Here is a 14,487-nt window from a genome sequence, read left to right as displayed (position 1 = left end):
GTGGGTGCAGCCGGCAACTATGCAAACAGTACGTTTTATCGGTTTCGAGTGATCAGGGGCTGTATTTCTTTTCTACTGATTGCAGTTACAGCAGCCTGTTCATCGTTTTATGATTTGATCGACAGCCGGCTTTCCGATCGGGCCGAACACGAACGCCATGCCGGTTTTACGGCATACCAGAAACAAGATTATCTAGCGGCACTGAGACATTACCAGAATGCGCAGGCTTATTTGCCGTCTGATCATGGCGATGCCATGCGCGCAGATCTTTATTATAAAATGGGACGTGCCTATCTTAAACTGCAGAACAGCAGTGCAGCGATTGAAAGCTTTGAGCAGGCACTGACACTGCAGGAAACCGGCAGCGTGGATGACCGTGCCATTTTGCACAACATGCTCGGACTGGCTCATCAAAAAACCGGCAACATTGATAAATCCCGGGCACATCTGAGCAAGGCGCTGGAATTACGGGTTACTAACAGCGACACACTCGGCAGAGCCCGCACACTGGGCAATCTTGCAGCCACCTATCTCGCTCAGGGACGCTATATCAAAGCCATTACGCACTATAAGCAGGCACAGCAGCTATTTGCTGAAGCCGACCATGCGACATCCAGCGATTTGGGGAACATTCAAACCAATCTGAGTTCGGTTTATGCCGAAATGGGACAATATGAAAAAGCACTGACCCATCAGTATCGTGCCATGGCCATCTATCAGCAGGCCGGCAACACGGCAGGTATAGCGTCTGCATATCACAATATCGGCTATATCGAATCCGAGCTGCAGAATTATACAGTCGCACTGGATGCCTTCAGGCAGGCTATCGCCTTGCGTGAAACAATTCACGACCGTTTCGGCGCGGCGGAAACCCGTAACAATCTTGGTATGCTGCTCAACGAAATGGGGCGGCAGGAAGAAGCGCTTGAAACCCTGTTTAAGGCTTTGCCGGTTCTGGAAGAATTGCATACCCGAATCCAGATTGCAGCAACTTATGACAGTATCGGCAGCGTCTATGCGCAAATGAACAGACATGCGCCAGCACTGGATTTTTTTCAGAAGGCGCTGCTGATCTGGCATGAGTCCGGTGACCGCGAAAGCGAGAGAATTACATTGGCCAACATGGGCGATCTGTTCACACAATCGGGGCAGAAAACGCTGGCCATCGTATTTTACAAACTTGCTGTCAATATCAGCGAGTCGATACGCGAAGAACTCCAGATACTGCCCCAGCAAGAACAAAAAGCGTATTTAAACCGTGTACAGGATTTTTATCGCAAACTCGCTGATTTATTGCTTCAGCAGGACAGAGTGATTGAAGCGCAGCAGATTCTGGATTTATTAAAAATTCAGGAAGCCGCACAATTTTTAGGTCCCGTTCGCGGAAACACACGAACGGCAGCAGGAATCACCATGCTATCACCCGAACAACAGATCCAGAAGCAATATGCACAGCTATTACAGCAATCCATCCGGGTGGGCAAGGAACTGGCCGCATTACACAAGATTGATAGAGACATACGCACAGCCGCGCAAAACGAAATGCTGCAACAACTCATCAAACAGGAGCAACAGTTACAAAGAGGGTTTGTCAGCTTTATCGAAAGCAATGAAATCCGAGACCTGATCGATCAGCTCAGCCGCGAGGTCCGTACGCAAATGCCCGCACTGGAACAATTAAGACCGTTGCGTGACAATTTAAAACAACTGGGAGACCATGTTGTACTGCTTTATCCATTGATCATGGAAGACCGAATCGAACTGGTTCTGGTAACAGGACTTACCCCTCCCTTGCACGTCCCGGTTCCCATTGACCGCCAGGTACTGAACCAGACGGTATTGGATTTCCGGACCGCGCTAATCGAACGTAACGACACAGTACAGGATTATGCACACAGTTTATACCGCTGGCTCATCAAACCAGTAGAACACATATTAAATGAGGTCAATGCGGATACCATTCTATATGCACCGGATGGCATATTGCGATATATTCCCCTGGCGGCCCTGCATGACGGCCAGCAATGGCTGGTACAACGTTATAACATTAACAACATTACCGCATTTTCGCTAACTGACCTGGACACTCGTCCGGCCAAAGAAACAAAATTACTGGCGGCCGCTTTTACCACGGGTAATTACACATTTACCATTGGAGAGCAGACGTTTGATTTCAGGGGATTACGCTATGCCGGCGAGGAAGTGAATAATCTTTCTGAAATTTATCCCGATATGACCAAACTTCTGGATAAAAATTTCACGCCGGAAGTTGTGGTTACTGACATCAATCACTTCAACATCGTCCATTTCGCAACACATGCAGCGCTGGTGCCGGGCAAGGCGTATGAATCATTTATCCTGTTCGGGAATGGTGAAAGAGTAACCGTTGACCAGGTTAAATACGAGTGGAGCCTGACAAATATCGATTTGATTGTGCTGAGCGCTTGTGAAACAGCCCTGGGAGCAGTTTTTGGCCAGGGCGAGGAAATTCTGGGATTGGGCTTCCTCATGGAAAGCGCGGGTGCAAAATCTACGCTCGCTTCATTATGGTCAGTTGATGACCGTGGTACACAGTTGCTGATGAATCAATTCTACAGACAGCTCAGACTGCCCGGCACGACAAAAGCAGCTGCACTCAGGAAAGCACAGCTATCCATGCTGAATGAACAACCAGTAACCACCATGCCAGGCGATGATCGAGGCGTACAGATTGAACAGAATGCAACACCGGATCAGAACCGGTCCACAGCTCACCCGTATTACTGGGCATCTTTTATTTTAATTGGCAATGGCCTATAAATGATTCACTATAGTTGATACTAAAATATATCCGGACACTTCAAAATCTGGCACTATTGCATCATGAACAATAGCCTGACATGTTCACAATACAATTCGCTGTTTACAGTATTATTTTCGATCAGAGAGGTTAGTCTGAACACAGCTACAAATTTGCTTTAGGGCTGGAATAGCAGAAGACTGCAATAACTACAAAACATAGCGTAAGTTACTTTTGATTCTGAGTGTGAGCGGATTAAGACTGCGTAACAAAAGGAAAAAACATAGGGCGACTAGCTAAAACAGGCTAAAAAATATTAGCCTGGAGGAGTAAGCTCGCTCTAAACTCTAGTTACTTTTAACAAGATGATTTAATCGTATCAATTAAAAGGAGAAAAAATGCATAAAGCTATTATAGTGATTATTCTCAGCGTCGCGCTATTTATGCAGTTATCAGGTTGCGCCGAACAACAACCGCAGGAACAAGAACAACAGGAACAACAAAAACAGCAGCCGGTTGAACAAATATCGGACGCATTGACACCCGGGATTTTTTTAGAAGAAACGCGCGCTTTGATTCCTGAAGGTGTTGAATTAAGAAAGGTATATCCACCGGGAATAGAACTAACCAAAATTTCAGAAGGTTTTCGTGGACGACTTTATAATGATGCAGCTGGTTTTTGCACCATTGGATATGGACATCTGATCAAAAAATCTGCCTGTGACGGTACTGAAAAAGAGGAATTCAAATCCGGGATCTCTGAACAACAGGGTGAAGCGCTACTCGTTGAGGATATGAATTGGGCCAAATATTCAGTGATGCAGGCAGTATCTGTCGAGTTGACTGACGGCCAGTATGCCGCATTAGTAGATTTTGTTTTTAATGTAGGCAGTGGTAACTTCAACAAATCAACGTTGCTCAAAAAAATAAATGCACAACAGCATTCCGAAGTTCCTGCGCAATTCAGACGCTGGATACGCGCTGGCGGCAAAGTATGGCAAGGGCTCGTGACACGCCGCGAGCGTGAAATAGACTTGTATCTGGAAGGAACAGCCATACCGCGCTTGTTACCGCAGGAAGGCGAAGAATTGCCGGACATTGATATCCGGGAAGGCGAGCTGAACAGCTGATCCGTTTACTGATATAGCAGACACAACCATAATCAAATAACCTTAACAGGTGACAGCATGGATAATTTTATTAGTTCCAGGTCAATGATCACGCCAGGCCTTGCCGGCAGTGCGACAACCATGATTACAGGCACTCTGGTAACCACATTCGGGTTTCCAGGTGCCGTTACCGCACTGATAGTCAGCTTCGTATTTGGTTCAATGGCTCTGGCAGACAAATCGGTTGCGTTTTACTATAAATTGATTTTCTATATTATTAATTCAATTACTATTTTCTCGGTCGCAGTCGGGCTGAACCAGGCCGGTATGGCGATTATAGAACGGGACAGACAGGAAACCACAGTTAAAGAAAGAGCCCTTGGTCCGGCCGAAGAAGAGAATGATATTGTCAGAAAAGCTGAAACACAGCCTTTTTTCCAGGAATGGTTCTGACCATAAAACTGCTAACATCAATAATTAAAGCACATCGGCAATGCCAGAATTTATTGCCGATCAGTAATCTACTAGCGGCGATTCGCCATTTTTAGCTTGATTCCAGCATTATTGTTTCCAGCATTTTTGAAATTCATGTACTTGCAGATGGCGAATTATGAAAGTAGAAGAACTTGAGCGATGGACTTTTCTGATCATATTGACGTTTGTTTCCTGTCTGTTTTTATTTCTGCTTCAACCATTTTTTGAATCAATTCTGTGGGCGTGCATCATTGCAATTCTATTCCACCCAATGCAAATGTGGCTTGAAAGAAAAGTGGGTGAGCATCCAAATTTCACCGCCCTGATCACATTGACTGCCTGTGTTTTTCTGGTTGTTATTCCTGTGTTACTGCTGCTGACTTCATTTCTACAACAGGGTATAGCTTTATATCAGCGCATCGACACCGGTGAAATTCAACCTGCGCAATACATTGACCGAATTCGCCAGGCTTTTCCGGTAGCACAGGAATTTCTGGAGCGCATAGGCGTGGACATTTCCTCTCTGCGTGAGAATGCGACCAAAGCTGCACTGGCCACCGGCAGTTTCCTGACGCAAAACGCCGTAGCGGTGGGTGTCGGCACTTTCAATTTTCTACTGAAACTTGCGTTGATGCTGTATATCGCATTTTTCCTGCTGCGTGACGGCAGACAGTTGATAGAAAAACTGGTTTATGTCATTCCGCTGGGCGACGAACGCGAACGGTTGCTGTTTCAAAATATTGCAGGCGTAGCACGTGCGACTGTCAAGGGTAATCTAGTAGTGGCAATGGTTCAGGGCGCACTGGGTGGTTTCATTTTCTGGGTTCTCGATATTCCCGCACCACTGTTATGGGGAGTAGTGATGGCGGTATTATCACTGATACCGGCAGTCGGCGCTGGCCTGATCTGGCTACCAGCTGCCGTTTACCTTTACGCTGACGGGCAGTGGGCGGAAGCTTCAATATTAGTCGCCTACGGTATCCTGGTTATCGGTCTTGCCGATAACGTATTGCGTCCCATTCTGGTCGGCCGCGATACCAAGCTGCCGGACTGGATGGTGTTGCTTTCCACACTCGGCGGAATCGGATTGTTCGGTATTAACGGATTTGTGGTTGGCCCTTTGATCGCTGTTCTGTTCGTCGCCTTCTGGCAGATCTTTGGCAAAGATCTCAATGCTGGCGTTGCAGATACTGGTGTAAACAATGATCATGATCAACCGAAAACCGAATCGGATACGACCAAAAATCAGACTGCCAATGAAAATCCGACAAAACAATAACAACCGGAAACATCAACCGGAATACATACAAGCTTTCCCGCCAGTCAGTCCATTAAACTCAAAAGCAATTGAATAACTTTTTGAGCAGTGCTACAAGTAGCCAGCCATTTCGAATGGCAAGCCTGCCGAACTATGCTTTGGCATCAGGCCTGAACAAGGTCCTTCCCCGATACAGCATTACCACTACCCTTTGGGTCCGAAAAAAAACCACATAATCAAGCCGAACACTGGCAACAACAGTATCAATACAATCCAGAGTACTTTACTGCCTGTACCCGCAGCACTCTGTACGACCCTAACAATAGCCCATACATTCAGAATCAGTAATATCAATCCAAAAAAACCGCCCACTTCAATACCCATTGGCTACTCCTTCTGCAAGAGGTGCAAATTGTAACTACACGCACAAGTTGCAATGATACCGTAATTAAAGCGCCAAGCAGTATTAGTGTTGCTTCCAAGAGAAGCCGGGAGTTTTTCGTAACAATCTATCAGCAGAAAACCAATCTGGCAACGATCAAACCACGAATCAAGATAAGCAGTCCAATCAACGCACCGATAATGTTTCGGCAGTAAAAATCAGGCATATCACTTGATATAATTTGCCCTGGGATTACGTTGATTTCCGAATTAAGCGATGAAATCAATAATTAAAATAACAACCGTACCATTTCACGATCAATGACGCACGCTAAAGAAACGTTGAACTGCTTTGTTCCGGAACAGCAGACTGGCATCGCACCACATGAACCGATGGATCTTTCGCACTTGGAAATAGGTGCCACATACAATTACAACATTTTCCTGGTACATTTTTATCCAAACAAAACAGATAACTTTGTAATTACTGAAACCTCTCAACTTCATTGTCCCGACTGTCATGCTTCGTTGATTCAACCCGCACGCCGCACTAATAATTTTGTTAAACTGTCACGAAATTTACTTATCCATTGATCGAGCGACAACAATGCCAAACAAGAAAATAAAACAGCCTGCAGTTAAACAAAGCAAATGGCCGAAGTTTGTTACACTAACGTTGATCCTGGTGATCGTGTTCTTTGCCGTATCGCTTCTACCCCGCGGTTTTTCGGGTGACACATCCTTAATTGGCCAGGGAACACCTGTACTGTTGCTGGTCCATGACGACAATATTCTTCAGAGTGGAGAAACAATGGCAGCCATGAATGCGATCAGAGATGACTATGCAGAGCGTCTGGCTTTTATCGTCGCCGACATCAATACACCGGAAGGTAGAACATTTACCGACAGGCACGGCCTGATGCCGGCTGGATTGGTATTTTTCTCGGCTGACGGAGACAGACTGCAAACGCTGTACACACCACAAACGCCTGAATCGTTGCGACTGGAACTGAGCAAATTATTCCAGTATTGACGAATTGATTAATAAGCGCACGGCAGAAAAATGAGTCGTTTGAAATATAATGTTTCATAGACGTCTCAGCATTTCTCGAAACATGTCGTTCGAAAATAAACGCCGCTAATACCAGCCTGACGCATGCGCTTTTACGATTCGATTAGAACGGTATGTAGCGGCACGCTTATCATACCATGCACAAATCCATAGCATGAGTAACGCCGCTGAATAACGGTTTTCTGACCAAAAAGCGGCTAGCGCTTCATGCCTGGAAAAATGCAAGAACCCTCCCTGTTGTTCTAAATTCTCAACTCCAGATTCATCCTCCACATATATTCCTGTCCCGAACTACAGCTCTCACCCGCTTCACTGGAGTTAAATGGCATAAAAAATTAATATCTAAATTCAGTAGGTTAATTTGCAACCAGGTATTCGTTGTTTTACAGACCAATCCAAATCTCTGTCTCGTACGTAAAGAAAAATGTAGTTGTCATTTTTTAATCAACGCACAAGGAGCATGAAATGAATACCATCAAATCAAATCAGGATGCAGTAGTTCGAAAACAGCTTGATCACTCAAAAAAATCAATTTTTCAATGGCATATCGTATTTTTTCTATTATTACTATTTTCCGGATTCAGTGGTTTCCAAAATACCGCATATGCACAGGCCAAGACACTGGAACTTGACACATGCAGCCAGTGCAAAGTAACAATCAGTCAACGCATTGCGCAATTGCAGGAGATAAAAAAGCAGCTGGATAAAAATTACATTACAGACAAGAATCTGGCGTTGCTAATCAAATGGAAAGAAAGATTCAAAATCGACATCAAGCAATGCGATTTGGCTGATGAAATCAAAGGGCTTGTAACAGGTGAAAGCGTAAGTATTCTGGCTACTTTGCTGTCGTCGATGGAATTGACCGCCGAAGTCGTATCTGCGAGCACCGGCATCGGAGCGCTGATTTCGTTGGTGGGCATTGAGTCCTATACTGCCATATACAATATCGGCTACTGGAAAATCATTGATCAAAATACTGCTATCTATCAATGGCTGGTGGATTTTCTGGAATATGGCCGTACCGGTCGACTGGATAAAAATACAGTGGATTTCCTGTACGATAACCAGAAGGCGGTAGAAGCAATTACTGGTAAAAAACTACCTGCTCGTAGTAACAAAAAAGCAATCGAATCTTACTTGAAATCCCATGCCGTATCTCTGTTTTACACCATAGGTCAAATTGAAGAAAAATTTGGCAGCGCAAAATTTCCTCGAATCAAAATAAACGACTTCACTGGAAACTTCAAGGGCAGCCGATATGACGTCGGTTATTATAGGTATGTGCTGACATCCGTACTCACCAGTGAAATTGGTCTGGCGATAAACGAATTATTGAAACTGAAAGGCAAGACCTGTAACAGCAAAGCACATACCTTGATTAATGGCAAAACATTTAAAGGAAAACCTTTGATTGATACAGCCACTCCCAAAGAAACCACCACCAAGCCTATTAATAAACTGAAAGTAAATACACCGAATGGCGGGTTGAAGAAACTGGATGACAGCCATACCGGTAAAACTATAACAGTTGTTCCCCGGTAGACAGTCGGGCTAAACCCGGAACATATGTCTTCTTATGGGAATATGAAATAAACCATATCTCGTCCTGCTTCATATCTCCGGCAGTGCCGGAGATATGATTTCGAGGCAATCAAAAACAACACGTAAATTCAAAATGAAACGCCGACTCTGACTACTCCCACTCAATCGTCGCTGGTGGTTTTCCAGAGATATCGTATACGACCCGGTTGATTCCCCGGATCTCATTGATGATACGGTTTGAAACCTTGCCGAGTAGCGAATACGGCAGCTCGGCCCAGTTGGCGGTCATGAAATCCTGGGTTTGCACCGCACGCAAAGCGATTACATATTCGTAGGTGCGACCGTCCCCCATGACACCCACCGATTTTACCGGCACAAAAACTGCAAACGCCTGGGATGTTTTTTGATACCAGCCAGCGCGGTGCAGCTCTTCAATAAAAATCTGATCGGCGTGCCTGAGCAGCTCTGCATATTCGTATTTGACTTCGCCGAGAATCCGTACGCCCAGCCCCGGGCCAGGAAAAGGATGGCGGTTGATCATATCGCGCGGCAGGCCAAGTGCCAGACCAAGCTCGCGCACCTCGTCTTTGAACAGTTCGCGTAAAGGCTCGAGTAGTTTTAAATGAAGCGTTTCCGGCAAACCACCAACATTGTGGTGTGATTTGATGGTATTCGCTTTTTTGGTCTTGCCCCCCGCCGATTCAATCACATCCGGATAAATCGTACCCTGCGCCAGCCACTGGGCATCGATTATTTTTTCGGCCTCACCCTGAAAAATCTCGACAAACTCACGACCGATAATACGACGTTTTTCTTCAGGGTCGTTGACGCCCTTAAGCCGCTCAAAAAAAATCCGGCTGGCATCCACATGAATCACCTTAACCTCAAGATGATTGGCAAAAGTATCCATTACCTGCCTGGCCTCGTTGGCGCGCAATAATCCGTTGTCTACGAACACGCAGGTCAACTGGTCGCCAACTGCTTTGTGGATCAGTGCCGCTGCAACCGAGGAATCCACTCCGCCCGACAAACCCAGAATCACGCCATCATGCCCGACGGTCGCTCGTATCCTGCCGATTGCTTCTTCGACATAATCAGGCATATTCCAGTCGCGGCCGAGATTGCAAATGTCATGCAAAAAACGGTCGATAATCGCTTTTCCCTGCAAAGTGTGCGTCACTTCAGGATGAAACTGGATACCATAAAAACGGCGCTGCTCGTCAGCCATCGCGGCAATCGGTGTTGCCGCATTCAGCGCCATTACCTGAAAGCCGGGCGGCATCGTTTCGACCTTGTCGCCGTGACTCATCCAGACATCCAGTATGTTTTGACCCTGAGTGTCGATACGGTCCTGAATGTCCATCAATAATGTGCCGCCGCCTGTGGTCGAAATCTCGGCATATCCGAATTCGCGGACGACTGCATTTTCAACGATTCCACCAAGCTGGGCAGCCATCGTCTGCATGCCATAACAGATACCCAGAACAGGCACACCAAGCTCAAATACGATCTGTGGTGCGCGCGGTGTTTCAATTTCTACCACAGAAGCCGGCCCGCCCGACAGTATAATGCCCTGTGGAGAAAAGCGTTCAATAAATTCAGCAGTTACATCGTAGGGATGCAGCTCGCAATACACACCCGATTCACGCACACGCCGGGCAATCAGCTGCGTATACTGGGACCCGAAATCCAGGATAAGAATTTTTTGATGCATGTCGGCCTGTTTTACTTGATATGATAGTTAGGCGCTTCTTTCGTAATCTGCACATCATGTACATGAGACTCGCGTACCCCTGCGGCAGTAATCTGGACAAATTCAGCTTTTTCATGCATCTCCGCAATACTGGAGCAACCCAAATAACCCATACTGGAACGCACGCCACCCATCAACTGATGAATGACCAATGCAATGCTGCCTTTAAATGGCACACGTCCTTCAACGCCTTCCGGCACCAGCTTGTCGTTATTTTTTTGCTCTTTCTCTTGAAAATAACGGTCGCTGGAACCCTGCTGCATGGCTGAAAGCGATCCCATGCCGCGATAGGTTTTATAAGAACGCCCCTGATACAGTTCGATCTCTCCGGGCGATTCGGTGGTTCCAGCCAGCAAACCGCCCAGCATCACCAGATCGGCACCGGCTGCCAGTGCTTTGGCAATGTCGCCTGAATAACGAATGCCGCCATCCGCGATAACCGGCACGCCAGTCCCACTGAGCGCTTCGGAAACGTTACGAATCGCCGTTATCTGGGGGACACCGACACCGGCAACGACACGCGTCGTACAGATCGAACCCGGCCCGATCCCGACTTTGACGGCATCAGCCCCGCAATCCACAAGTGCACGTGCTGCATCTGCAGTGGCCACATTGCCACCGATAACCTGAATTTCCGGATACTGCTGTTTGATCCACTTAATTCGCTCAAGCACACTTTGCGAATGACCATGCGCAGTATCCACGACAATCACATCGACACCTGCCTTTACCAGTGCTTCAGTTCGCTCGTCACTACCCTCGCCTACGCCGATCGCGGCACCAACACGCAAACGTTCCTGATCGTCCTTGCAGGCAAGCGGATATTCTGAAATCTTGGTGATATCCTTGACTGTAATCAGCCCCTTTAATTCAAACTGTTCATTTACAACCAGCACGCGCTCAAGTCTATGCTTATGCAGCAGATTCATCACTTCATCGCGTGAGGTATTCTCACTGACCGTAACCAGCCGTTTTTTGGGCGTCATGATATTTTTCACCAACTGATCCAGGTTGGTTTCAAAACGGAGATCCCGGTTTGTTACGATACCGACAACCTTTTTTCCGTTCACAACGGGCAGGCCGGAGATTTTATGGGCACGAATCAGTTCCAGAACCTCTCGCACCGTCATATTCTGGTGAATCGTAATGGGATCTTTGACGACTCCGCTTTCGAAACGCTTGACTTTTGCCACTTGAGCTGCCTGTGCTTCAATCGGCATATTTTTATGCAAAATACCAATACCGCCCTCCTGAGCAATGGCAATTGCCAGATCGGCTTCGGTAACAGTGTCCATCGCTGCGGACGCCAATGGAATATTCAGGGAAATTGTGCGCGTCAATTGCGTTACGAGACTGACTTCTCTCGGCAAGACTGCAGAATATGCGGGAATTAATAGAACATCATCGAAGGTAAGCGCTTCTTGAATTAACTGCATACGAAATATCTATCCATTACAAAGCGATATTATATCCAATTCATGAATATTTTTTGCAGCAATTCAACTATCGAATGATATGTTTTTCAAATTATTACCGTTTAGATGCTCACTTTATGGCAGATTGATCCGTAATGAATACTGTTAATGTCGGTCATTTTTTTATTGACTTATCAGTTTTTTGGAGAAAAAAATGCGTTATCTTATTTTCATAGTATCGGTGTTGTCTTTCAGTTTGCCGGTATCAGCACAGCTTTTTAAATGGGTTGATGAACAGGGCAAAACACAGTATTCAGACCAGCCGCCGCCATCTGCCAATGTTCAGAACGAACAACAACTTAAAATTCAAGCATCGCCCACACCTGTATCTGCTGCCAGCACGATGAGCGACACTGAGACGGATAAGACTGATGAACTGGTCGAACAAAGACTCGAATACGACAAACGCCGCCAGGAAAGATTAAAAAAAGAAGCACAGCGAAAAACTGAAGCCGCCGAGAATCAAAAAAAATGTGTTGACGCACAGAGCAGATTAAGAGTATTTTCTGAATCACCCCGGTTACGAATCCCGGATGGCAAAGGGGGTCTGGTCTATGCCGATGACAACCTGCGCCAGCAAAAAATTGATGAAGCCAATGAAAGCATTAAAACGTTTTGCAAGTAAAATTTAATTTACAGCAATTTATCGCACATTAAATGCCGCATATCAAATTAACAACATTTTTGATTTTTTTCTTTGTGTTGTTATTTACTGGTGCCGTATCAAGCGATACGGCACCACAGCACCGTCCAGATCGTTCCGACGAAACCCCTATCGATTCGCGATTACTGCAGGCGATTAACACGCTGGAACAGAAAGCTGCAGAAGAAACTCAAATTATCGAAGCATTGAACGAACGTATAGCACGTCTGGAACAAAAAATTGCCGTCCTTAATACTGCGGTCATCGAACAGCAACAACCGGTGCAGACTATTCAGATAGAAAGCGATTTGGATAACCAGGGCAGTTCACTAGAAACCGCCGATGCCGAACCCGGTCGGTTCATGGTTGGTTCAGCAACTACACAGGTTTATTCCGAAACGAATATAACCTTTTTTGATATACAAAGCTGGCGAACTCTCTTCTCCCGGTATTCGACTTATTTGATACCCGCATCAGCCGGAATTCTGGCTGTGCTTATACTGTTACTTGTACGTCGTGTCTTATCTGTCAGGCGCGTCAAAAAGCCGCAACCTGCCAACGAAACAGCGTCTGCAACTGCAGCTACTGTTCCCATCCATCAGAATCCGATCGCCACTAATGAAAAAAATGCAGTACTCGCGCAAAAACTGGCTGCTTTACGAAGCGCTGTAGCACAGGGAAAACAGAAGCGGCAGGAACAGAAATAACCTGCCTCCTAACAAATACAGCCCAATTTTGAAAAACCGGTTTAAGACAAACAAGCGCAATACACGTCATGCGCTGTAATAGCGGATACGCAAACTCACTGTCATCTGATTAATCAGCATAATTTAATCAGCGCAATAACGTGTTTTTACCTCTGTATCCAGATCACTCCGACCGTTTCAGGGACAGGCTCTGCATTGCCTTTTCATGATTCCACTTGCCGTGAAACAAATGGCCTTTTTTGGTCGGCACACGATCACTGGTCCATGTCAGGTAATTTCCGTCCGGTGTAAAAACAGGCAAACCGTCAAATCCAGGTTTATCGGTAACACGGACAGGCGATTTTTCTCCTTCTACATCTACGATGTACAATTCGAAATTTCTGTGTCCATGGATATTGGTCGAGAAAATAATATATTCGTTGGACGGATGATAAAATGGCGCCCATGACAGTGCCTTCAGATGCGTAATCTGTTTTTGATCGGTACCGTCGATATTCATCGTGAATACTTCCGCTTCCCGGCCGTTTGGAGAAAAACGCCGCCAGACGATGCGTTTGCCATCCGTGCTAAAAAAAGGACCGCCATCGTAGACATTGGTATGCGTGAGTCGTTTTACATTCGAGCCATCAGCATCCATGATATAAATATCGATCATTGAAGACGGATCCTTTTTGAACAATTCCGCCTCGGCTTCAGTCAGTTTTTCAGTATAGGCACGCCTGTTTGAAGCAAATGCAATATAGTTGCCGTCCGGAGACCAGGACGCCTCCGCATCATATCCCAAAACATTGGTCAAATTTCTGATGTTATTGCCTTCCAGATCGGTTTCGTAAATATCATAATGTTCATCATAATCCCAGGCATATGACTTTCGTTCACCCGATTTTCTACGCTCCAGTTCCGCTGTCATTTTGTTCCTTGCATCCGGATCTTCGTGCGTCGAAGAAAACAACACTTTGTCCGCCGATGGATGAACCCAGGAGCATGTGGTTTTCCCGATACCGGGTGATACCTGACGGATCTTGCCGGTCTCCAGATGCTTCAGATAAATCTGGTAAAAAGGGTTTTCATCTGCCACTTCCGCCTGATAAACCATCCATTTCTGGTCGGCCCGGTAATAAGCTTCGCCGACACGCTTTTCCTTTTCGGTATCGGACAGCACGAAATCCTCAGTGATGAAATCTGTATTACCTGCGTTGGCAAAGCCAAACATTACTGTTATCAGCACCGATAACAGGACGCGGGCAAACATGCCTGAAAAAAAATTGGAGATGTACAGTCTATTTCTCAT

13 protein-coding genes are annotated in these 14,487 nt (G+C 46.0%); 8 read left to right on the top strand and 5 right to left on the bottom strand.

Annotated elements, in window-relative coordinates; genetic code table 11:
• The 4 genes from BMY62_RS00265 (at position 1) to BMY62_RS00250 (ending at position 5,641) form a co-directional block, all read left to right on the top strand.
• Positions 1-2,799, top strand: a complete 2,799-nt coding sequence (locus BMY62_RS00265; protein WP_090654909.1) for a CHAT domain-containing protein — start codon at positions 1-3, stop codon at positions 2,797-2,799.
• Between the two features lie 378 nt (positions 2,800-3,177).
• The gene (locus BMY62_RS00260) at positions 3,178-3,909 is read left to right on the top strand and encodes a lysozyme (protein ID WP_090654906.1); all 732 of its coding nucleotides are present in this window, start codon (positions 3,178-3,180) and stop codon (positions 3,907-3,909) included.
• 57 nt (positions 3,910-3,966) lie between these two features.
• Positions 3,967-4,341 (top strand): hypothetical protein, encoded by a 375-nt coding sequence (locus BMY62_RS00255; RefSeq protein ID WP_090654903.1) that lies wholly within the window; start codon positions 3,967-3,969, stop codon positions 4,339-4,341.
• A 157-nt stretch (positions 4,342-4,498) separates the two neighbouring features.
• Positions 4,499-5,641 carry an AI-2E family transporter gene (locus tag BMY62_RS00250; RefSeq protein WP_090654900.1) on the top strand — a complete coding sequence of 381 codons (1,143 nt, stop codon included), beginning with the start codon at positions 4,499-4,501 and terminating at the stop codon, positions 5,639-5,641.
• Positions 5,642-5,824: 183 nt separating this feature from the next.
• On the opposite strand, the gene BMY62_RS00245 is transcribed toward BMY62_RS00250, so the two are convergent.
• The gene (locus tag BMY62_RS00245) at positions 5,825-6,004 is read right to left on the bottom strand and encodes a PLDc N-terminal domain-containing protein (RefSeq protein ID WP_090654897.1); all 180 of its coding nucleotides are present in this window, start codon (positions 6,002-6,004) and stop codon (positions 5,825-5,827) included.
• Between the two features lie 604 nt (positions 6,005-6,608).
• On the opposite strand from BMY62_RS00245, the gene BMY62_RS00235 reads away from it, so the two are divergent.
• Positions 6,609-7,034: a hypothetical protein gene (locus BMY62_RS00235; RefSeq protein WP_090654889.1), complete on the top strand. Its 426-nt coding sequence runs from the start codon at positions 6,609-6,611 to the stop codon at positions 7,032-7,034.
• Positions 7,035-7,139: 105 nt separating this feature from the next.
• On the opposite strand, the gene BMY62_RS00230 is transcribed toward BMY62_RS00235, so the two are convergent.
• Positions 7,140-7,346, bottom strand: coding sequence for a hypothetical protein (locus tag BMY62_RS00230; protein ID WP_090654886.1), 207 nt, complete (start codon positions 7,344-7,346; stop codon positions 7,140-7,142).
• A gap of 192 nt (positions 7,347-7,538) precedes the next feature.
• Between BMY62_RS00230 and BMY62_RS00225 the strand changes: the two genes are divergently transcribed.
• Positions 7,539-8,618, top strand: a complete 1,080-nt coding sequence (locus tag BMY62_RS00225; RefSeq protein ID WP_090654883.1) for a hypothetical protein — start codon at positions 7,539-7,541, stop codon at positions 8,616-8,618.
• A gap of 151 nt (positions 8,619-8,769) precedes the next feature.
• Here the strand turns inward: BMY62_RS00225 and guaA are convergent, their stop codons facing one another.
• Together guaA and guaB are read right to left on the bottom strand one after the other, a co-directional pair.
• Positions 8,770-10,332 carry a glutamine-hydrolyzing GMP synthase gene (gene guaA / locus BMY62_RS00220; protein ID WP_090654879.1) on the bottom strand — a complete coding sequence of 521 codons (1,563 nt, stop codon included), beginning with the start codon at positions 10,330-10,332 and terminating at the stop codon, positions 8,770-8,772.
• An 11-nt stretch (positions 10,333-10,343) separates the two neighbouring features.
• Positions 10,344-11,807 carry an IMP dehydrogenase gene (gene guaB / locus BMY62_RS00215; protein WP_090654876.1) on the bottom strand — a complete coding sequence of 488 codons (1,464 nt, stop codon included), beginning with the start codon at positions 11,805-11,807 and terminating at the stop codon, positions 10,344-10,346.
• Between the two features lie 193 nt (positions 11,808-12,000).
• Between guaB and BMY62_RS00210 the strand changes: the two genes are divergently transcribed.
• Together BMY62_RS00210 and BMY62_RS00205 are read left to right on the top strand one after the other, a co-directional pair.
• Positions 12,001-12,471, top strand: coding sequence for a DUF4124 domain-containing protein (locus tag BMY62_RS00210; protein WP_090654873.1), 471 nt, complete (start codon positions 12,001-12,003; stop codon positions 12,469-12,471).
• Positions 12,472-12,503: 32 nt separating this feature from the next.
• Entirely contained in the window at positions 12,504-13,196 is a 693-nt protein-coding gene (locus tag BMY62_RS00205; RefSeq protein WP_090654870.1) for a hypothetical protein, read from the top strand.
• Between the two features lie 163 nt (positions 13,197-13,359).
• Here BMY62_RS00205 and BMY62_RS00200 read toward each other — a convergent pair whose 3' ends face one another.
• On the bottom strand, positions 13,360-14,487 hold the full coding sequence (locus BMY62_RS00200; RefSeq protein WP_218142906.1) for a TolB family protein: 1,128 nt from the start codon (positions 14,485-14,487) through the stop codon (positions 13,360-13,362).

Source organism: Nitrosomonas marina (genome assembly GCF_900111605.1).
Taxonomy (GTDB): Bacteria; Pseudomonadota; Gammaproteobacteria; order Burkholderiales; family Nitrosomonadaceae; genus Nitrosomonas; species Nitrosomonas marina_A.
The sequence above is the reverse complement of the archived record's forward strand: the minus strand, read 5'-3'. Positions and strand labels throughout refer to the sequence as shown.